Genomic DNA, 19,199 nt, shown 5'->3' with positions numbered 1-19,199 from the left:
GGTCATTTACAGGCGGCAAAGGCCTTCATGCCCTTCTTGATCGCCCTGCGAGCCTCGTCGGCATTCTGCCATCCCTTGAACTTGATGGTCTTGCCCGTACCCAGCACGGACGACAGGAAGAACTGCTCGATTTCGCGCCGCAGGTCATCTGGCACACGATCCGCCGCAACCGGTTCGGCAGCATCTTCCCTATGTGGAGAGAAGACATAGCGGTCGTTGCGCAAGGCCTCGCCACCGGAGTCTTTCTGCTTGACACGCAATGCACCCAACAGGTCGCATTTGATGACGATGCCAGGAGCGGAAGCCGCCTGGTGGATGACCAGCCCGTCGAGGGGATCGCCATCATCGCCCAAGGTGGAAGGGATAAAGCCCCAGTCGTAGGGATAAGTCATCCCGACCGGTAAGGGGCGGACATAACCGAAGGTCCGGGTTGCGCGATCGTAGGCGATTTTCGCCTCCGCACCACGCGGTGTTTCAATCACTACTCTGACAACCCGTTCGTCGTGGTTGGCAGCTTCAGATAATCGGGCATTGCGATGCTCTATCGCGGGGGGTGCTCCGGTTGGAACTTCAAGACGCGACGAATGTTCCGAAGGGCAGCGCGAGCCCAGCCGCAGTCCGACGCGTTGGGGCGAATGGGCGCTCAGGCGTCGAGCGGGCTCATCGCCGAGCCGGCTGCTGCCGCGGAACCAAAATTCCCGCAGTCGCTTTTACCGAATACGCGGCTGCCGGGCCGAGGCGGACGGTGGAGACATACGTGGCGCTTGAAGGTGCGGCGCGTGCGAATATCGGCATTCGCATCATGATAGTCACTGTGGTGGCGGTGCCGCTGCTCTTCGCGCTGAGCGGCCTTGCCATTCGCTATGCGGCTTTTGCCTCGGTATCGTCGGATACGGGTTTTGCGGCCTATGCTCAGGCGCTCTGCAGGTGGGACTGCGCCTGGTATGTCGACATCTCCGAAAAGGGCTATGAGCGCTTCCCAATTCCGAACGCAAGCAATGTCGGGCGCTGGGGCTTCTTCCCGCTCTATCCGCTTCTAGTGGCGGCGATCCGATCCGTCCTGCCCTTCCCCACGATCCTGATCGCGACGATCACGTCGCTGGCGTTGAGCTACGCAGCCTGCCTCGTGGCATGGCCGCTCGTGGGGAAGAACATGCGCGCCTACGTGCTCTATTGCGCCTTCCTGCTCAGTGGCCCGTTCTCGTTCCATTTCACCACTTTCCTCAGCGAGCCGCTCTTCGTGCTGCTTACCTCGTGCGTCTTCCTAGCGCTCAAGCGCTCCAACTATCTCGCCGCCGGGGTGGCCTCGGCGCTTCTGTCGGCAACGCGGCTCGTTGGCGTGCTAGCCGTGTTCGCCACCGTCATCCACATGTACGAGGAATATCGCGCGAAGGGCGGTTCGATCGTCGCCTTTCCTCGCTGGCTGCTCGGCCGGCCGGACCTTCTGGTCGCCATCTTCATCTCGCCCGCCGGTTTGTTCGCCTACATGCTCTTTCTCCATCTCACGGTCGGGGACGGCTTTGCCTTCCTCCACATCCAGCGCGCTTTCGGGCGCGTGGCGGGCAATCCGCTGCTGTTCCTGTGGGACGGCCTGTCCTACCACCCGAATGCCGGCTGGCTGCCCACGGCGCCGCAATGGAGCGCAATGACGGCAATTGCCGGCCTGGCGCTCTGCTTGGTGCTCGGGGCTCGCAGGCAATATGGCGCGGCCCTTTTCTGCGCCGTCAGCATCATCTTGCCGTTGACCACGAACCTTGCCTCGATGGTCAGATACGTCGTCGGGCTCGCGCCGCTGGCGATACTGGTAGCCGTCTTGCTGTCAGCGTCGAAGCTGACCTTCGTCGCGGCCTTGGCGCTGTTCCTCGCCGCCTGCTACTTCATGACGGTGGCGTGGATCGGAGGCTATCTTGCCTTGGTCTGAAGCGCTGCGATCCCCTAGGTCCGCTGTATCACTTGGCGGTTACGGTCTGGCGGCCGCCCTTGCCTTGTCCGAGCTCGCCATCCTCACGCTTGCCCTCAATCCCGACGTCAACGGCGACTACCGCGCCTATTACATCGACCGCACGACGACGTGCCTCAACCGCGACGCGATCGGCAGCTACACGCCAGGCAGGACAATATCGTTTCGGTCCGATGGCGCCAGACAGACCGCGGCTATGAGGGTTTGCGGCTGGTCGGGTCCGGTGGCGGACGGCACCCATTCGCTGGGCGAGTCCTCGCGCCTTCGCCTGGCGCTGCCGCCCGTCCGTGGCGGCCTTCTGGCCACGCTGCAGGTGGCCGCCGTCATCCGCCCTCCCCAACTCACACAGAGGATCGTCATATCGGCAAATGGCGTAAGGCTGCATCAGGCGACAGTTTCGGGCGCGGCACCGATGACGGTGGCTTTCTTCATTCCCCAGGCAGCCCTGGCCGACACCGGCAGGCTGGAATTGTTCTTCGACTATCCCGACGGCATCGCGCAGAGCCCGGCAGCAAGCAACATATACAACCGGTCCATCAAGCTGATCTCGTTTCGGCTGGATGCGCTCTAGGCGCAAGCGACATTCACCTAGGACGGTTCGCCCCTTCGGTCGGCTCCCCGCCCGGCAAAGACCCAGCGGTCGAGCACGATAAGATTGAGCGCCGGGATGATCAGGCAGGTCAGCAGTATGGGGACGAAAAGCGGCAGGCCGAGCATCACCGTGAAGAGCTTGGGCGCAGCATAGGCGACGCCGAGGCCGGTCGCCGTCAGCAGCAGGAAACGTGGGGCTTCCGAGCGATGCGATCCGGCCGACATGAAGCTGAAGGACTTGTGCGCCAAATAGGAAAACAGTGCCGCTGCTCCATAAGCGGCGAGCGAGGCCTGCACCGGCGTGAAGCCGAGGTCCGCCCGGGCGAAGACCGCGGCCAGGACAGCGTAGAGAATTGTCGCGGCGATGCCGACCGATCCGAAGCGCGCCAGGAATTTCACGCCAGCGGTGAAGCGGTGCTCAGGCATAAGCGACACACGCGTACTGTGCTCCGAGCGGCAGGGCGGCGAGCGCGCGCTCGACTTTCCTGGCAAAGGGTCTTGCTGAAGGCAGCAACAGGAAATGCTCGGACCGGATATTTCTGAAGTCTGCTTCTCGAAACAGCGATGCCACCTTGCGGGTGCCAAGCAGGACGGCGTCCTTGTCGAACGGGCAGCGGAGCACCGCCATGCGCGTGAGCGGATTGTAGGGATTGTGCTCGATGATGCAGGCAACGCCGCCCCGCCGCAGGACACGCCTCATCTCGCGGAAAAAATTGAGCCAGGATGTGGGCGGCACATGATGGACGACACAGCTGGCGAAGGCCAGGTCGAAGGCGCCGCTCTCATAAGGCAGGCTACCGTGGGCGCAGGCGCTGTAGCCGACATGCGGATTGTCGCGCGCGGCGCGCGCCAGTGAATCCCGCGAAACATCGCAACCCTCGAGGCGATCGAAGGCGCCTTCGAGATAGGGATGGAGCGCGCCGATGCCACAACCCACGTCGAGCGCACGCACCTCCGCCCTGCCCGCGCGAAGGTACCGCTCGACGACCAGGCGCCGCAAAAGGTCGGCCTTGGCTGCGAGGAAGAAATCATGCTGAAGCCCTGAGAACCGAATCGAGCCTTCGACCACATCGCGGTAACTGGTGTTATAGCTGTCGAAGTGTTCGGACATCGGCCGCAACCCCGTTCTCTGCCTTGCGAAACGAGGTGCGCCGGTCACCGGAAGCGACGCGCACCGAGCGGCCGAAGCCGTTCAGCCTGTCGACCACGTAGAGGGGACGGCGTTTGACCTCGGCGTGGATGCTGCCGACATAAAGCCCGACAACGCCGGTCATGAAAAGGTTGATGCCGCAGAGCAGCGACACGACGACCACGGTCGACGTCCAGCCGGCGAGGACGCCCGCTTCAAAGAGCCACGCAAAGATGGCGTAAGCGCCGAAAAGGACGGCAAGGGCGGAAACGACCAATCCCGCCCAAAGCGCCAGACGCAGCGGTTTTTCCGAGAAGCTGATGATGCCGTGGACCGCAAGATGCACCATCTTCCAGAACGGGTATTTGGTCTCGCCCAGCGTGCGCGCCGGTCGCTCGAACGACACAGCCGCCTGCTTGAATCCCATCCAACCGAACATGCCTCTGACGAAGCGGTCGTGCTCGGGCATGCGCCTGAAGGTCTCCAGCGCCTTGCGGCCGACCAGGCGGAAGTCGCCGACATCGCGGGGAATCTCGACCGGCGTCATCTTCTCCAATACGCGGTAGAAGAGGCTCGCGGACATACGCTTGAACCAGGATTCGCCCTCGCGCCTGGTGCGCCTTGCATAGACGATCTCGAAGCCTTCCTTCCACTTCGCCACGAGGTCGAGCACGACCTCCGGCGGATCCTGCAGGTCGGCATCCATGACGATGATGGCCTCGCCCGCCGCCGCCTCCATGCCGGCCGTGATGGCGATCTGGTGTCCGAAGTTGCGGGAAAGCTCGATCAGCCGGAACCTCGGCTCGGCAGCGACCATGCGCCGAAGGTATTTCACGCTTCCGTCGTGGCTTCCATCGTCGACGAAGATGACCTCCGCCTCTGCGTCCAGCTGACCCACCAGCAGGCTTATTCGCTCGACCAGCCGGGGCAGCACCTCCTCCTCATTGTAGATCGGCAGCACCAATGAGTAGCGCGGGGACTGCGCGTTTGCGCGCGTCCGAATGCCGTGCATCACAGCGTCTCGCATGCGGTTGAAAATGGAACACCCGCCACAAAGTTCCCAAGGAACATCAGAAATCGCTAATTTGCCAGCCTTCTGGGATCAGCCAATGATGCAACCGGCCAGCCTGCGCCTGCGGCGCTCTAATAATAATCGCCTCGTAACACTGCCTATTACTTCATCTATCTCGCGGATCGGAACCCTCGACCAAGGCGGCGCGCATGAGGCGCTACGCCATTTCGGTCACGAGTTGCGCAGGGTCGCGTCTCGCGCATGTCGAGCTTTGCGGTGAAGATCGAAGACCCGTGCTCGGCAGGCGCCACCATGAGTACGTGCGGTAGAGGGGTCTGGTCCGAGGCCGCTTCGTAGCGCATCCATTCGAAACCTTCGAGCAGAGCTGCCCGGATTGCAGAGCGATCGCGGATCGGCGCGCCAGATCAACGCAAGGGGCATCCACCGGGGGTGGCTTGCCCCCCGACCTTCAGGTCGCGCGGGAACTTGCGTCACAGTCGAAAGTTCTTGGTGATGGCCAATCACCCAATCACGAGCGTGCTCACCTCGATCGGCACCTTAACCTCTCGTCCTGCCGCCTTCCTGGTGTTGTTGGTTTATTCCATTCTTTGGATGGTATTCGATCGGCAAAGTTTGAATTGGCATGGGGCGGCTACTCTCTTCACCTGGGCCATGACGCTGTTCATCCAGCGAGCAGAGCATCGCGACACTCAGGCAATCCACGCCAAGCTGGATGAGATGTTGCGATCAAATAGCTCGGCTTCAAACATCACCCGGATTGACGATCAGGAACTTGAGGAAATCGAAAAACATCGCGTTCGCAAACAGCAGGGAGATTGACGTGCGGCCTTCCGGTCTCGTGGCGTTTCTGGCAGGAGGGAAAGCGATCGGGTCCGACGGAAGGTTCGCACGCTTGCTCAAGTTTCTGAGCTATGTGGCCGTTGCGTTGATCGCTGTTTTGATCACGTTGCTTGTCATAAACCTGATCCCTGAACCTCGCGTCTTGCGAGCCATCGTGCCTCACCGTTTCGACGCCTCAGACCCCCAGTTTCCCACGAGCATGAGCGGGTATTCGCAAGGGCAGCTTTCCAATTCGAACGCAGTGCAAACCTTGGTCAACGGAGATGAGATCTTTCCTTCAATGTTGCAGGCGATCGGCGCGGCCAGGTCCACCATTGATATGGAGACCTATATCTACTGGTCGGGTGCCGTCGGCTACAAGTTCGCGACAGCTTTGGCCGCTAAAGCCAGAGATGGAGTTGAAGTCCGTGTGCTGGTTGACTGGGTCGGAAGCCTTCCATTCGATGAAGACCTGATCCGAATCATGACAAGAGCCGGCGTTGCGTTCGAACGCTATCGGCCCGTCTATTGGTATACGTTGGACCGGGTAAACAATCGGACGCATCGCAAATTGCTCATTGTCGATGGGCGCGTCGCATTTACCGGCGGCGTCGGCATTGCAGATAACTGGCTTGGCAACGCCCGCAACCCCAATGAATGGCGTGATACGCACTACCGGGTAGAAGGATCAGTGGTCTCTGCTTTTCAAGCGGCGTTCGCTGAAAATTGGCTGGAAACAACCGGAGAGACCCTGCAGGGTGAGAAATTCTACCTTCCACCGCAACCCGCAGGTGCGCTGAGCGCTCAGTTGATACTGTCTTCGCAGCCCAATGGCTCAGAGAACATGCAAGTGATGATGTTGGCGGCCATTGCTGCCGCCAAAGATCACTTGCGCATCGGAATGGCCTATTTCGTGCCGGACGACATCGCCCTCCAGCAGATTTTGGATGCCAGGAGGCGCGGGGTATCGGTAGACGTTATTGTGCCCAGTTCGCTGACGGATGTGCCGCTGGCTCGAAAGAGCTCGCGCTACTTCTGGGGCGACTTGCTCCGAGCAGGTGTGCGGATCTTCGAGTTTCAGCCTACCATGTATCATCCCAAGCTCTTGATCGTTGACGACGTCTGGGCAAGCTTTGGTTCTGCCAATTTGGACGAGCGCTCTTTGCGGCTAAATGACGAAGCCACGCTGAACGTCTACGGAAAGGATTTCGCAACGACGCAGATCGACTTGTTCAACCAGGATCTTCAGCGATCAAGGCAAGTCAGTTTGGACGAATGGGAAGCGCGTCCCCTGTCCGAAAAGATCACGGACTGGTTTGCCAGTCGGCTACGCTCTCAACTTTGAGGGACGTTGTGATCCTGCCCCTGCGCATATAAACATGGCCGGATGGGAAACTCGTCGGCGCCTTCTCGACCAACATCGGCACAGCGGCGCCCCCTTTGCAGGCGCGTGCGCGATTGTTCGCGCTCTACCCGCCGGTTTGGTGGAGGCGGATCGCCTTTGCTGGAACGCTACGCCGTCCTGAGCATTGCATGGGGACAGGAGATTTCCCATGCCCACTTTCCGCTTTGAGACGGTCCAATTCGGCAAGACCAGGATAGTCGAGGAAAAGCTCTCCAGCGCCGATTTGGCCAGCCCGAGAGCGCTGGAAATGGCTCACGCCGCACTCGTCGCCGAGGACCCCGCCGGCGCTGCCCAATCGGGCTCGATCATCAAGGTTTACGATGCGGCAGGCTATCTGGTGGCGACCGTCAATTTCTCCGATCTAGTGCGTGACACTTCTGGACCGCGCTCCTCCAGCAGCAAGGCACCTATCGAAGAGCCCGGTGTCATGCGTTCTGGTTGAGCAGTCTCGAAGCACCTCCCCAGTCAGCAACCCTTGCTGAGGTCGCGAGTCTGTTTTCTGCGTTCCATGCTGCGGGCGTTTCGACGAGCAACTCTCAGTTCGGGAAGTGTCGGTTGCCACCAACCCCTCGAACGTTTGTCCGCTTTTGGCGCACTGCGAGCTGGCCATGTGGCGATCAGTTCGGACAGCGTGGCCGAACGCCACCTGCCCCAGATGTAGCTCGCGTTTGCGCACGCCGCGTTTGGATAGGAGGCGGTCAAATCTTCCGCCTCGACGAGTTCACCGGACACTTCGTCGAAAATGACAATGCCATATTCTTCTGTCGCAACCGGCTTGCCAACGGGCGGTAAGTGTTCAGTTGGAAGTGGATAGCGATGACGGCGGCGTTCGGCGTTCCGCAGTTGAGCGGCCTTGTAAGCATCAGAGCTTTTGGCAGTCTCTCGTCGTCGTTTCCTTTCTTCCGGTTCCGCCTGTTGGGCGGCCTTTTCGATGCTGGGCCAACGGCGTCGTAGCTCTTCAAAAGAACGGAACGGCACTCGCCAGGCCCGCAATTCCTCGTCCCAACTGGCCCAGGGTACTGTTCGCAGTTCCTCGATAACCGTCTTCGAATACGGGGTTCGAATACGGAGGTCGTCGGACACCTCCAGGTATGCGCTTGATATTGGATCAAAGGCGAAGGCGTCGCGTCCCTTGCTGTCGCCGTGAACCGCCAGCATTGCTGCCTCTTTTTCCAGCCAACGGTCGATCCGCCCGGCGGCCGTCTTTCCAGGAACGAACCAACTCTTGCGCTCGTCGCTCCACCTCGCTCGCGGAAAAGCCTGTCGGAACCGTTCGACGGCCATCCTGTCGAAGGGAAAGCGCGCTTCGGCACCGGGAGTATGCGGCTTTTGTGGCATGGGACCAGCGTCCGATTTTTCCGCTCCCTGCGGGATCACGGTTCAATGCATTGAACGCCGGCCGAGCCAGCAGGTTCACAAACTTCAAACGATCCTGCGGCAGGAGGACAAGTGTAGCCCTACGTATGCAAGCACTCTGCGCGGTGAAACCTTCCCCACATTCGGCGGTTAACTCGGAAAGGTGAGACCATGCCGAGACGCGATGAAACAGGGACACCCCCCATGCGGCCGAGAAGACCTCGTTCTCGGCCGCTGAAAGGTGAGGGAGCAGAGGTGAAACATATTGTGGAAACCCAGAATGTGTCGCCAGCCCAGGCGCGAGAACTTGTGCGTCGGTATGGACACGATTGGCGCAAGATCGATGAAGCCGCCAAATCCTACAAGGACGAAAAATGAGCTTCCCGTTCTCGAGATGACAGTCTCATGGTCCCAGATGGTAGAGTTCGAATGACGCGCATCGCAACGTTCATCTGAATGGCGTCAACGGCCGGCTACCGTTCTTCTGGAGTGACTGGGTCAAACCAAGTATGACGTCCTTTGCCTTCAGGAGTTGAAGACAGCAGACGTCAAGTTTCCTGTCGATGCGATCAGAAGGGCGCGCTACGGCGCGATCTGGCACGCCAAAAGTGTCAAGCATCCAAACGGATTTCGTCGCCTCGCCGCTGACGTTCAGGCTCACTCTTTGACGTAAGCGCCTGGTTGGCGACCTGTCTTGGGCGCCTTTGCGTCTTTCGAATGTTCCGAGATCGCAGGGCCGGCTCCAGATGTCTTTTCTGTTGCTGGGCTCGGAGTCGCCTGTTTCCCTGGATTCTGGCCGGCGGACCGATGGGAGCTGTCCCCTTGACCGGTTGGCCTCGTTAGGCCGATCCCGCCCGGCGGCTTTTTGTTGCCCGCCGCCTCTTGCTCGAAATCATCCGATGGATCGGCGTCTTTCGACGCCGGATATTTCCTGGCACCCGTCTCGCGACGGTTTTCATCGCCTGTCATAGCTCATTGCTCCTGAAGATCATGAGGATCAACCCACTGATCAGCGGCAAGTTCCCTCATGCCGACTTACGAGTTGCCTTTGCCTTGGAGCCTTCTTTGATGCCTTCCTTGGCAAGGCTCTTGCGCAGCACCGACGCGAGGTCGACGATGTTCTCTTTAGGCCTTGGTGCCGGTTTCGGCGGCTTCTTGCCCTTGCGCTTTGCGTCGATCATTGCAACGAGCGCATCCTCGTAGGTGTCCTCGAATTTCGATGGATCGAATTTGGTCACCTTCTTGTCGATCAGCAGGCCGGCGATCTCGAGCAGGTCCTGATCATACTTAGGACTCTTCAGATCGTCGAAGACGGTCTTTTCCGGGATCATTTCGTCATGGGTGCGCAGCTCGGTGAGCAGCATGCCTTTGCCGAAGGGTTGAATCACCACTTCCCGCCCGCGCTGGTAAAGCACCACACAGGATCTGGCCGCTACGCGCTTTTTTGCCATGGCCTCTCGCAGCACCGAAAACGCTTCGACAGCCGCGCCATCGGCAGGGATGACGTAGTAAGGTTTTTCCAAATAACGCGTGTCGATGTCGTCGAGAGCGACGAATTCCTCGACCTCCAGGGTGTGGGCGGACGTCAGCTTGAGCTTTTTGATGTCGTCGGGCGGAACTTCGATGAATTCCCCCTTTTCGACCTCGTATCCCTTCGTCTGGTCTTCTGCCTCGACGATGTCGCCGGTCTCCTCATCGACGTAGGCGCTCTTTACCGGAAGACCGTCCTTCCTGTTCAGAATCTTGAAATGGATTTTCGAGGCTTCACTGGTCGCGCCGACCAGCTTCACGCCACAGGAGACCGAACCAACTTTCAGGAAGCCTTTCCAAACTGCCCGCGGCGCCGTCATGGTCGTTGCCTCGCTTTTCTGGAGTTCTACCGAAATACTCAGGAGCTGGAGATGTTCCAAACGGCAGGTTCGACTTGGCAGTCTCGCGAGGACATCGAGCGAAACGCGGAGATGAACCCGTGTGCCGACAATTCATCAGCGGACTCAGCTCAGCAGCCTTCTGCCTTCAGGGATCGCACCATGCGGACCACAACCGGATCGTAGGGGACTTTTTCGGATTTGCTGTAGTTGATGGTGAAGAGCGCGGCACGGTCATCGCAGACGGCAATGGCACGGACATATCGGATTTGGCCATTGTTGATGCCCGAGTAACTGGCCCATCGGGGCGTGACGCGTCGATACGTCAGCTTCCAGCCGGCCTTTTCGTCCTCGACCATGCGATGCTTGATCTCGGCCCGAAAACTGGCCTTGCCGAGCCTCGCACCCCACACGGCGAGGAAGGCTTCGTTTGCGCCCCGAAAAGCCGCGCCCTGGTCCGAACGTTGGGTCAAGACAAAGCCCGGCGGGACATCGAATGTGAATCCAAACTGCCTGACGCCGAAAGGCTGCCACGCTTGCGCCTGAAGAAGCGTGCTGAAAAATAGGATCGATACGAGGCTCAGCAGAAAACGTGTCATTGGCGTGATTTAGCGCTTCCTCAGATAGCATCCAGACTGAACAAGGCCGCCGACAAAGAAAAAGAACTGCCAATTTTGCGCGCCGCGGAGGGCTTGCACATAAGAGCATCGTCGATCCGCTGATATCGCCGCAATGCGATCATTGCCGATCGACGCACGCGCTTCATGAGACGCTGTTGAAGACGGTTCGGGATCTCTCAGGGTTGAGCGATAGCCCGGTCTGCTTTTCATCTTGTGACACAGGATTCGGGCAGGCCGGGCCATACACCAGCATTGAGGGTTGCCGGAGCCCGTTACACTGCGCGTTGTCTGGCCACGTCGCAAGGTATGCCTTTGAGGAGGGTGGCCCCGCGCTCGCCTAAGCCGGCTAGAATCCATGAGGAAGTGACCACCGCCTTGCCTTGGATGGTCAGCGGCAATCACGGCTGCGGCGGCGGAGCGCTCGCCTAGGCTGCCGGGAGGTCACCCATGCTGTCCAAACCCTTCGAAAAGTCGGCCCGCGTTTGGGTCGTACTGGGCTTTCCCCGTCAACTCAACACGGTCGCCAGCGATTCGTGCGGCAACAGCCCGGAACAGAAAGCGGCTGTTCGCGCTTGCAAGGCCGCGTTGGTGGGAGATGTCGATTCTGAACCGGCGAGAGGCATTTTCGTTGCCTTTGCCCATCTTTAATGAGGCAGAGACGGCCCACGCCGCCTCATTCCCAACCTCCTCGCGAAAATCCCGCAGTGAGGCATGCCGCAGGTCTTCCTCGCCGCGCAAAGCTTCATACGGCCGATCAGCTGCGTCGCCGCCGCTTCGTACCCTTGGGCGGGGTCGTGCTCCTTGACGCGCTGCCCCAGCCTTTCCGTTCGCGCCCTTTTTCAAGGCGATGAAGCCGCTCCCGACATAGCGCCCGGTGCTGCGCTCGGCCATTAGGGGGCGAATGCTGAAACCGGAACCGGGCCCTTAGGCAACGCGTTCATCCGCAGTTGTGTAGGTCCAGTGATGAGTGAGCTTATCAGAGTTATCTGGGAAGAGGTGGCGGATCTGCTCCCAGCGCTGACCAATCGGAAAAGAAGCCAAGCCGATGCCATACCGGTCGATGCTCCAGACTTCCCACATGACCTCGAGCCGGTGATCCGGTCGCCTTTAAGTGCGGGACCAACCCAATAAGTGGCCGGGCTGTCGTAGGTCAATCATTTCGATACCAATCACGAAATATTTCCGCCGGAACAGAGCGCGATGGCCGCAGTTGAGTATGGTTAGGAAAATCTTACCAAGACAGGAGAATGACATGGCCAATCAAGGCGGAAGTCGCAAACAGCATGAGAAGACAGGACAGAGCCGGAAATCCGCCGACGATCAGGATCAGCGTCGCGGCAGCGGTCAGCAGCAGGCCGACGACAAGCAACGCGGCGGCCAACAGCGCGGCGGCGGCAACTTTGCTGACGACCGCGAGAAGGCTTCGGAAGCCGGTCGCAAAGGTGGTCAGTCCTGATAGAGGAAGCGGCGCTCTGAGGCGCCGCTTTTCTTAGTCATTCAGAAGGAGAAAGCGCGATGCCGATGAAATCGGAAAAGGGATTGGAAACGCTGTTCGTGGAGGGCCTGAAGGATCTCTACTACGCGGAAAAAAAGATTCTGAAGACATTGCCGAAGCTCGCAAAGGCAGCGGAATCCGAGCAGGTGAGTGCTGCCTTCGAGAAACACCGGATGGAAACAGAACGCCAGGTAGAACGGCTCGAACAGGTTTTCGAGCAACTTGGCAAACCTGCCAGAGGCAAGACGTGCCCCGCCATCGACGGCATTCTCGAAGAGGGCTCGGAGGTGCTCGAAGAGTATAAGGGGGCGCCTGCCCTCGATGCGGGCCTTGTAGGCGCCGCACAGGCGGTCGAGCACTATGAGATTGCCCGCTACGGGACCCTCATCGCCTGGGCGGAGCAACTCGGCATGAAGGATGCCATCCCGCTGTTGCGCGAAACCCTCAAAGAAGAGACGGCGACCGACGAAGCGCTCAGCGCTTTGGGCGAGAGCGACGCCAACGAGCGCGCCCTGCAAGCGGCCTGATCAGCTCTCAACAAGCGGCTCCGGTGCTTGTCCGGAGCCGCATGGTGCTACGATGACTATACCGATGCAATCCAACTTCCATGTAGAACAACCAGCCGATGCGATGGTACCAGTCGCATCGGTGACCGAAGCCGTCTCTGAACGTCGACGATGTATAATGATCCTGCAGCAACGAGCGCGCGCCTTTGAACGGCTAAACCTGTTCAATGTTTCACGGGCTCTGTCGTCAGTTGCTGAAGAGATCCGGGGGAGCGACGATGATGAAAGCGTTCGCGAATGGGACGAACGACGGCAGACCCCCGACTTCGTAAAATGACCAAGCTTTCTGATCTTGAGCGGCGGTTTGCCGGCGCGCGACCTGAGCGCCGGCGATCATTTCCACAAATGTCCCGTCTGGGGTCAAGCAGTGGACTGGCGCGACTTGCGACAGGTTGTCTGGCATGAGCAGCCCAGACACCGGCGCATGGATTTCGACTCCTAGGTGCTAGTCGGCCGTCTTTGGGTTTTCCTCACAGGCTGCCGCACAGTGGCTTGTTTGCTTCGCGCAAATCCTTCAACCTCTTAGTCCCTCTCAGCGCGCGCGGCTGCTTCCATTTGGATGATTTCACGCGCTGCCCTACTCGTTCGCTCCATTCGTTGGTCTAGTTCTGAATGGGTCTTGGCCGTCAATCGCCATCTCAGTCGGCCCCCGGCCGCGTCATATTGGATGAAGCCCGCACCGGAGGGGACCGAGGCGGGCTCCATTCGGCTAGCTTTCCGGGCGGCGCCACGGAGTTGTGATCTGGAATGCACCGCCAACCATGAAAACTGAGAGGTGGCCGCATTGTTCCAGCGGCATGAAAAAGCCCGCGCTACGGAGGACCGATAACGCGGGCCGCGGCTGATGTTTTTGCCCCACCAGCCTACGCCGAACTCCAAGCAGCCTCATCCGACGCAAGGACCTAACTAATTCAAAGCCGCTAATGTTCCGGCCGCGCCCCGGAATCTTCGGAACAAGACCTCAGCCCCACTTGGGATGCGGTGCAGCGGCCGGGAACCAGCCCTTGTGAAGGCACGTTGCTGAGAGATGATTTTACTGAGGTTCGCATCCAATGGCAAAACACCTGTCTCGCGCCCCGGAGCAACGCGGCACCGGAAATATCCTGATGTGGGGTGCCATGATAGCCGCGATGCTTTTTGTCGCCCTCTTGATTATTCTCACTTTCGGGCCGTCCGCGGCGGGATCGTAGTGCACGCGGGGAAATCTGCAGCGTGAGCACGTGGCCCTGTTGGCCGCCTGCCTTACTCCATTCACCTGGAGCAAATGCTGTCGGCCTGTTTGAAAGCTATATGCCGGCACCGCCTGCTGAATCGTCTGCAACGTCAGAGGGTTCGCCACCCAATCGGCAGAGTTGTTAGCCACGATTGTGGATTGCCCGTTCGTGGCGGTGGCCTGACCGCGCCAGATACCTTGGTTATCTTTAGGTCGGCCACGTTCGAATACCCGGCGCTTTCGATCCGGGCTTTGGCATGGTCCTCCGTGAAGCTGTTGGCACCAGGCACGGGAGACGCTGTCGACGGGGTGCTCGATGTCTTTATCGGCCGTCGGGGTTGTCCCGCCCCAGCCGCGGAATGTCGATCATCTCCTTTTGCATTTTCAGCGTGGGGAGCGTTTCTTGGGCGAATGTCTTGAGTGCAGCGTTGTCGTCGTCTGCCGCGTAAGAGACTGATATCGGCCGAGGAGACTCCGAACGCATCCAATTCGCCGTTCCCGTGGGGATTTTCATTTTTCTCTCCATCGCGTTCATTGGGTGCCGGCAAACACGCTGCCTGATAATCCAGAGCGGCTATCGGGGGAGCCGGGGCTCTTTTGACGGGTCTTGGCATAATGACCATCCCAGGGATGGCCCCTGTAGTTGCAGCTGGATGGCTCGTCGCCACAGCAGCCGGCGCGGTAGCGGCGCCGCAGTTGGGGAGCGGCCGGCGGGATCATGGCGCGCTCACCGAATCCGGAGTGCCAGAGCGGGATGCTCACGTCTGCGCCGAAGACATCAGACGCGGCGGAACACTTGTGACTGCCAAAGTCAGGATGAACTCCGTTCCGGAAGCCGAGCGCATCCTCGGGCAGGACGGTTCGGTTGACGTGTCTGAACGCCGTCAGGAGTATGAGGCCAGCGGATGGAGCGAATTCAACCAGATGCGCCTGCATACGGGCCGGATGAAGTCGAATGCGAAAGCGTGCTGCGCGGCCTTAGGCCGCTTGCCAGGAGCTACCTCGGTGACGAAAGGGGCAGTCATAGAGAAGGCGAAGTTGCCCGCTGACCAAGCGCCGGCGGGGCAATGCTATGTGCAATCAGAAGGCGCTTTGCCCCGTACGGCACGAACGGGGCGACGTCGTGGAGCTAGCCTTTTTCGTTATAGGGCTGCTTGAGCTCGGCCACCATTCTGGCAAGTTCGGAGAATGGCGGAATCTCTGTTTCCGACTGAGCCAAGTTAGCCAACTGAAGCAATCTCAGCGGAAAACACACAGCATCGCGATTTGACGGGGACATATCCTCGTAAAGCCGTGCGTCGTCCAACAGCGAATCCTCGGCATGTTGTAAGGCCCGGTCAATTTCGTCGATCGAAAGAACCCCCTTGTGAACCAGCAGATTGTTGATTGACGCTAGGGACATAAGAAGGCCTTCAAGTTGCAAGTTGGCGACGTTCATCAGCTTATCCTCCCTAGATCGCCGAAGGACCTCAAGGAGAAAACAGGGTTCATGGATGAGATGTTCCGGGGAAAGCGAATTAATTTCGGCTGGCATTACGTGGGTCGAAAGTGAGCAACATCCCAGCCTCCCTTGCCGCAGCTTCGAAGGCTTGGCGTATGACCTGCGGATCAATCGGATCGCCCTCCAGAGCTGACAGGCAAAGGATCATTGCCTTGTGCCATCCGGGGCCCCGCTTCGGCCATTTGACGAGTTGCTCGGCCGCTTCCTGGACGTGGCCGACTTCACAAGGCCTGTCCGCCGGGGCGGCTCTCACATAGACCGGAGAATAGAAGCGCCGCCTTGCCAGCCGGTCATCGCGCTTATCGGCCCTGCCGGGGCGCAGCGGGCTCACATCGGGGGCGGAGATTCAACCCCGCGAATTTCTTGCGCGACCGCCTTCAGCGCCCTGGCTACCGGGATGATTTTCTTTCGCTCAAAATGTAAGGCCTGCAGGTCGACTATGTCGGCGCAGCGCTTGCGTTCCACCCCGGCTCCTACCGCGGCTGGCTGAATTTGTGTCGCTTCCATGGTGACGCTCTTCCTTCTAGAAACCCTCAGGAAACAAACTCGGCAAGCGCGCAAAAGTTGCCGGAAATCGCGATCCTGATCGGTGGGAACTGGTGCCCTAAACCAACGTTGGTTGCGCATCATCATCCAAGGTTTGTGTCATGGAAAAGTGGTTCAATCGAATGGCGGAAGCAGTCGCTCACGCAACAGGTAGGCCGTGGGCGTTCGCTCTTTGCTTGGGATCGGTTTTGACCTGGGCGGCAACTGGCCCTGTGTTTCACTACTCCGAGACCTGGCAACTGGTCATCAACACCGGAACCACCATCGTCACCTTTCTGATGGTGTTCCTGATTCAGAACACACAGAACCGCGATGGCGCCGCCATCCAGGCAAAGCTCGATGAGTTGATCCGCTCCGGCCAGGGCAAGAACGCCTTTATCGGCATCGAACATCTGACGGAGCAAGAGGTCGAAGAGTTTCGCGCAGCGTGCGCCCGGGCGAAAGAAAGGTCACGAGATGTGTAGACTGCGCGTGTCGAAGACGGGTGACTCGCAGTTCTTCTCCGCGTTATCCGTGGGGCCATGCACCCGCACTATGGAGGAGCTGGAATTTCATCTCGGGATGCACATTGAGCTGCAGGCGTGCGCATCAGCTCGGAGTAGCCGGTGGCCACATGCACTGGACAAGCGGACTTCATCCTATGCAACTGGTTCGGACTGAAGTCGGCGAGGTCATCGGACAGAATGGGCAGCCGTCAGTCTTCCCGCAGCGTGGGTCGTTTGGAGGAAGCGCATGGACCGCAGTGAGGGCAACGATGGCGTCCCGCCCCTTCGTGGCGACCGCGGACTCCCAAGACGAACACAAACTATCATCCACGCAGACCTTGACCAATTTCGGATAGGCGGTACCGCAAAGACATCGACGGCGACCGAACGCAGAACGCTTTCTGTCACGCTTCCCAGAAGTACCTTGATGATGCCCGAACGGCCATGCTACCGACCACCGAAGAAGCGTCGGTCGGGTCTCAGGCGTGTAAGGTTGGTTCGCCCGAATAGGTGCTGTTCTGGGACCGCCAAGGTCTCCACCCAGGTCAGCAGAATGCGAAACATGTTGTGGTCGTGTTTGACGAGTGCGCGCAACCCACGTCCACGAGAGCTTGGGCGATGGAGCCGGCGCTGGTGGTGAGCATGATGTTCACGCAGATGGCTTCCACGGTCACGCGGCGGACCATCACGGGCAGGTGCAGCCCGCGAATTCGCCATGGCGTCAGCTCGACGATGATGTTCACGAGTTCGGTGGCGCCGGGTGCCGATGATCGAGAACCCTCCCCTTCTAAGATCCATGTAGCCGAACATCCAGGCAATGCAGATCACTATCATCGCGATGGTGGCCAGCAGCTTGGCGATGTTGCCGGTCGGCAGGTCGACGATGTTGTGCAGGCCGGCGCTTGCGCGAATGCGCAACGGTAGGACCACGCGGATGCCGCCTGATCGACGCGTGGGTGTCTCTCTGCTCGTCGACAGCGGCAGGCTCACCGTCCCCTCCCGTGCCTCGGGATCGTCCGCCAAGCGCTGACGGCCTCCTCGGGCTAAGTGCTCGTATTCGGTTGATGGCGCTTCAGAACCCGAACGTGCAACTGTCGATTAGGTGAGCGGACCAAGCCTAGCCTGAAGCGATGGCGACTTGTTGATGGACTTCTTGATCCGTTCGCGCCAGCGCTTTCCTCGTGACAGAGCATCCTCAAGGGCTTCCTGCAGATCATCGGGCCTGTCCAAGGCCAGAACGGTGATTAGAAATTCGGCCTGTAGCCGGTCCTTCAGCGCCTTGAGGCTGTCTGGCCCATCAAGTCGCCGGTCCGCGACTATGAGCTTGTGGATCGCGAAGCGTTCCGGTCGAGGTATCTGGATGAGAACGCCGTCGCGATATGTGACCGCGGCCAGGATTGGCTCCGCAAGCAGATAGTTCAGGTGATGCAGCGATTGGGCATGGACACCCAGAGCAGGCAATGGCCGCAAGGGCTCGTCTTCGGTAAAGGATGGTGTAAGAAATTCGACTAGCGTCTCGTTACGCGTTTGCCTCCAGCGCCAGGCTTTGACGGGGTCCAGCGCTGGCGCCGGTTCAAATGAGAAATCTCTCAGAACATTATCGAGCGGCCTCGATACGTTATCTTCAAGCGCAATGGAAAGGCGCTCGAAGCTCGCAATGTCGATATCGCTCGTCTGAGCTGTCTGGTCGAAGCTGAAGCGAACGCCAAGTTCACCCTCGTAGAGCCGGAATGCCTGCGTCCCAACGACGGTTCCGCCAAGGCGAAATACGCCGGCTGAGGCCAATGCGTGCAGAAGGCTGCCTGTAGCTGCATCGATCCCAAGAAACCCTTCGGCGCGCAACAGACGGACCAGCCGGGCACGGTTGCGCCTGCGATTTTCACGGCCCTCTCGGAGCGCGCCGATGCGCTGCATTCGGGCGCGTAGTGCTTCGCTGTCTTCCCCAATATAAGTCTTTTTGACGTCGGAGCCGACACGATAGGAATCATACCAGTAGGTTCGGCGCCCGCGCTCTACGCGGGTCGGCGTTCCACGGATTTCCGCGATCGCCTCATCGCGCAAGGACGCAAGTAGATCATGATAGGCTGAGTGGGCAATGGGCGAGTGGCGATCGAACATGGGATGCTCAACAAAAATTAGCTTGTTGAACATACGTCGTGTTCAACGAAAGTGCAAATCGTTGAACAGACGGCCCGTTGTTCCGACGCCGGTGGATCTGCGCGCGCGGCCACGGGCGGCCCGCCCGTTGTTGCCTCGATCGCGTTTGGCGCGATGGGCGTCTCGGCGTACCACGGATCGCCCATTGTGCCGAAGCCCAACATTCCTTGACATCGGGTATTTATCCGAAATTATGTAGGAAAGAAGGATCGCAAGCATGACGGGAATCACGCTTTCGGGCGTATCAAAGCACTTCGGCGCCGTCGAAGTGATCCGTGACGTGAGCCTGGACATCGAGCCGGGAGAACTGGTCGTGTTTCTCGGTCCGTCCGGTTCCGGCAAGACGACGCTGCTGCGCATGATCGCCGGCCTCGAAAGCATTGACGTGGGCACGCTGACGATCGACGGGGTGCGCTCGGAGAACCTTGCGCCGGGCAGGCGCAACGTTGCGATGG

23 protein-coding genes and 4 pseudogenes are annotated in these 19,199 nt (G+C 59.7%); 12 read left to right on the top strand and 15 right to left on the bottom strand.

The genetic code is table 11. From position 1 onward, the window contains the following. Nucleotides 1-2: 2 nt before the first annotated feature. Nucleotides 3-482, bottom strand: a complete 480-nt coding sequence (locus tag EN846_RS03520) for an inorganic diphosphatase (RefSeq protein WP_245508990.1) — start codon at nt 480-482, stop codon at nt 3-5. A gap of 275 nt (nt 483-757) precedes the next feature. On the opposite strand from EN846_RS03520, the gene EN846_RS03515 reads away from it, so the two are divergent. Together EN846_RS03515 and EN846_RS03510 are read left to right on the top strand one after the other, a co-directional pair. Beyond that, nucleotides 758-1,921 (top strand): hypothetical protein, encoded by a 1,164-nt coding sequence (locus EN846_RS03515; protein ID WP_127391122.1) that lies wholly within the window; start codon nt 758-760, stop codon nt 1,919-1,921. A 64-nt stretch (nt 1,922-1,985) separates the two neighbouring features. Next, nucleotides 1,986-2,531, top strand: coding sequence for a hypothetical protein (locus tag EN846_RS03510; RefSeq protein ID WP_245493403.1), 546 nt, complete (start codon nt 1,986-1,988; stop codon nt 2,529-2,531). A gap of 17 nt (nt 2,532-2,548) precedes the next feature. On the opposite strand, the gene EN846_RS03505 is transcribed toward EN846_RS03510, so the two are convergent. From EN846_RS03505 to EN846_RS03495, 3 genes are read right to left on the bottom strand one after another with little or no spacing between them, the layout of a single operon-like run. Beyond that, entirely contained in the window at nt 2,549-2,977 is a 429-nt protein-coding gene (locus EN846_RS03505; protein WP_127393275.1) for a GtrA family protein, read from the bottom strand. Continuing rightward, the gene (locus EN846_RS03500; RefSeq protein ID WP_127393274.1) at nt 2,970-3,662 is read right to left on the bottom strand and encodes a class I SAM-dependent methyltransferase; all 693 of its coding nucleotides are present in this window, start codon (nt 3,660-3,662) and stop codon (nt 2,970-2,972) included. The genes EN846_RS03505 and EN846_RS03500 overlap by 8 nt, the downstream gene beginning before the upstream one ends. Further along, complete coding sequence (locus EN846_RS03495) at nt 3,637-4,692, bottom strand: glycosyltransferase family 2 protein (RefSeq protein WP_187331245.1); 1,056 nt, start codon at nt 4,690-4,692, stop codon at nt 3,637-3,639. Before EN846_RS03495 ends, EN846_RS03500 begins: the two co-directional genes overlap by 26 nt. Nucleotides 4,693-5,205: 513 nt before the next feature. Here EN846_RS03495 and EN846_RS03490 point away from each other — a divergent pair. From EN846_RS03490 to EN846_RS03480, 3 genes are all read left to right on the top strand, one after another. Next, nucleotides 5,206-5,532, top strand: a complete 327-nt coding sequence (locus EN846_RS03490; protein ID WP_127393272.1) for a low affinity iron permease family protein — start codon at nt 5,206-5,208, stop codon at nt 5,530-5,532. A gap of 73 nt (nt 5,533-5,605) precedes the next feature. Next, nucleotides 5,606-6,877 (top strand): phospholipase D-like domain-containing protein, encoded by a 1,272-nt coding sequence (locus EN846_RS03485; protein WP_245493404.1) that lies wholly within the window; start codon nt 5,606-5,608, stop codon nt 6,875-6,877. 208 nt (nt 6,878-7,085) lie between these two features. Continuing rightward, a complete protein-coding gene (locus EN846_RS03480; RefSeq protein WP_127393270.1) occupies nt 7,086-7,379 on the top strand; it encodes a hypothetical protein in 294 nt (97 codons plus the stop codon). Nucleotides 7,380-7,402: 23 nt separating this feature from the next. Here EN846_RS03480 and EN846_RS03475 read toward each other — a convergent pair whose 3' ends face one another. The 3 genes from EN846_RS03475 to EN846_RS03460 all read right to left on the bottom strand — a co-directional run bounded on the left by EN846_RS03475 (nt 7,403) and on the right by EN846_RS03460 (nt 10,760). Then, entirely contained in the window at nt 7,403-8,275 is an 873-nt protein-coding gene (locus tag EN846_RS03475; protein WP_127393269.1) for a hypothetical protein, read from the bottom strand. 1,043 nt (nt 8,276-9,318) lie between these two features. Beyond that, complete coding sequence (locus tag EN846_RS03465; RefSeq protein ID WP_127393802.1) at nt 9,319-10,143, bottom strand: Ku protein; 825 nt, start codon at nt 10,141-10,143, stop codon at nt 9,319-9,321. A gap of 149 nt (nt 10,144-10,292) precedes the next feature. Then, on the bottom strand, nt 10,293-10,760 hold the full coding sequence (locus EN846_RS03460; protein ID WP_127393801.1) for a hypothetical protein: 468 nt from the start codon (nt 10,758-10,760) through the stop codon (nt 10,293-10,295). A 468-nt stretch (nt 10,761-11,228) separates the two neighbouring features. Between EN846_RS03460 and EN846_RS03450 the strand changes: the two genes are divergently transcribed. The 4 genes from EN846_RS03450 to EN846_RS34970 all read left to right on the top strand — a co-directional run bounded on the left by EN846_RS03450 (nt 11,229) and on the right by EN846_RS34970 (nt 13,119). Continuing rightward, on the top strand, nt 11,229-11,429 hold the full coding sequence (locus EN846_RS03450) for a DUF982 domain-containing protein (protein WP_127393800.1): 201 nt from the start codon (nt 11,229-11,231) through the stop codon (nt 11,427-11,429). 604 nt (nt 11,430-12,033) lie between these two features. After that, nucleotides 12,034-12,237: a KGG domain-containing protein gene (locus EN846_RS03440; protein WP_127393799.1), complete on the top strand. Its 204-nt coding sequence runs from the start codon at nt 12,034-12,036 to the stop codon at nt 12,235-12,237. Between the two features lie 59 nt (nt 12,238-12,296). Continuing rightward, nucleotides 12,297-12,803 carry a ferritin-like domain-containing protein gene (locus tag EN846_RS03435; RefSeq protein ID WP_127308749.1) on the top strand — a complete coding sequence of 169 codons (507 nt, stop codon included), beginning with the start codon at nt 12,297-12,299 and terminating at the stop codon, nt 12,801-12,803. 157 nt (nt 12,804-12,960) lie between these two features. Next, a complete protein-coding gene (locus tag EN846_RS34970; protein WP_187331246.1) occupies nt 12,961-13,119 on the top strand; it encodes a hypothetical protein in 159 nt (52 codons plus the stop codon). Nucleotides 13,120-14,377: 1,258 nt separating this feature from the next. Here EN846_RS34970 and EN846_RS03430 read toward each other — a convergent pair. Beyond that, nucleotides 14,378-14,569, bottom strand: coding sequence for a hypothetical protein (locus EN846_RS03430; RefSeq protein WP_127390859.1), 192 nt, complete (start codon nt 14,567-14,569; stop codon nt 14,378-14,380). A 56-nt stretch (nt 14,570-14,625) separates the two neighbouring features. On the opposite strand from EN846_RS03430, the pseudogene EN846_RS35740 reads away from it, so the two are divergent. After that, nucleotides 14,626-15,104 (top strand): annotated as a pseudogene (locus tag EN846_RS35740) (hypothetical protein); the annotation flags it as partial. 80 nt (nt 15,105-15,184) lie between these two features. Here EN846_RS35740 and EN846_RS03425 read toward each other — a convergent pair. The 3 genes from EN846_RS03425 to EN846_RS03415 form a co-directional block, all read right to left on the bottom strand. Then, a complete protein-coding gene (locus tag EN846_RS03425; RefSeq protein ID WP_127390860.1) occupies nt 15,185-15,493 on the bottom strand; it encodes a hypothetical protein in 309 nt (102 codons plus the stop codon). A gap of 79 nt (nt 15,494-15,572) precedes the next feature. Continuing rightward, complete coding sequence (locus EN846_RS03420; RefSeq protein WP_127390890.1) at nt 15,573-15,809, bottom strand: DUF982 domain-containing protein; 237 nt, start codon at nt 15,807-15,809, stop codon at nt 15,573-15,575. Nucleotides 15,810-15,883: 74 nt separating this feature from the next. Beyond that, the gene (locus EN846_RS03415; RefSeq protein ID WP_127390861.1) at nt 15,884-16,063 is read right to left on the bottom strand and encodes a hypothetical protein; all 180 of its coding nucleotides are present in this window, start codon (nt 16,061-16,063) and stop codon (nt 15,884-15,886) included. 140 nt (nt 16,064-16,203) lie between these two features. Between EN846_RS03415 and EN846_RS03410 the strand changes: the two genes are divergently transcribed. Next, on the top strand, nt 16,204-16,566 hold the full coding sequence (locus EN846_RS03410) for a low affinity iron permease family protein (protein ID WP_127390862.1): 363 nt from the start codon (nt 16,204-16,206) through the stop codon (nt 16,564-16,566). Nucleotides 16,567-16,773: 207 nt separating this feature from the next. On the opposite strand, the pseudogene EN846_RS36495 reads toward EN846_RS03410, so the two are convergent. The 4 genes and pseudogenes from EN846_RS36495 to EN846_RS03395 all read right to left on the bottom strand — a co-directional run. Further along, a pseudogene (locus EN846_RS36495) lies at nt 16,774-17,022 on the bottom strand (hypothetical protein); the annotation flags it as partial. A 12-nt stretch (nt 17,023-17,034) separates the two neighbouring features. Continuing rightward, nucleotides 17,035-17,273: pseudogene (locus EN846_RS34965) on the bottom strand (hypothetical protein). A gap of 42 nt (nt 17,274-17,315) precedes the next feature. Then, a pseudogene (locus EN846_RS35735) lies at nt 17,316-17,481 on the bottom strand (TrbC/VirB2 family protein); the annotation flags it as partial. Between the two features lie 204 nt (nt 17,482-17,685). Beyond that, complete coding sequence (locus tag EN846_RS03395) at nt 17,686-18,738, bottom strand: GSU2403 family nucleotidyltransferase fold protein (RefSeq protein ID WP_245493425.1); 1,053 nt, start codon at nt 18,736-18,738, stop codon at nt 17,686-17,688. Between the two features lie 223 nt (nt 18,739-18,961). Between EN846_RS03395 and EN846_RS03390 the strand changes: the two genes are divergently transcribed. Beyond that, nucleotides 18,962-19,199: ATP-binding cassette domain-containing protein (locus EN846_RS03390; protein WP_135898713.1), on the top strand; the 238-nt coding region annotated here is incomplete at its 3' end.

It is taken from the genome of Mesorhizobium sp. M4B.F.Ca.ET.203.01.1.1 (genome assembly GCF_004791025.1).
Taxonomy (GTDB): Bacteria; Pseudomonadota; Alphaproteobacteria; order Rhizobiales; family Rhizobiaceae; genus Mesorhizobium; species Mesorhizobium abyssinicae.
The sequence above is the reverse complement of the archived record's forward strand: the minus strand, read 5'-3'. Positions and strand labels throughout refer to the sequence as shown.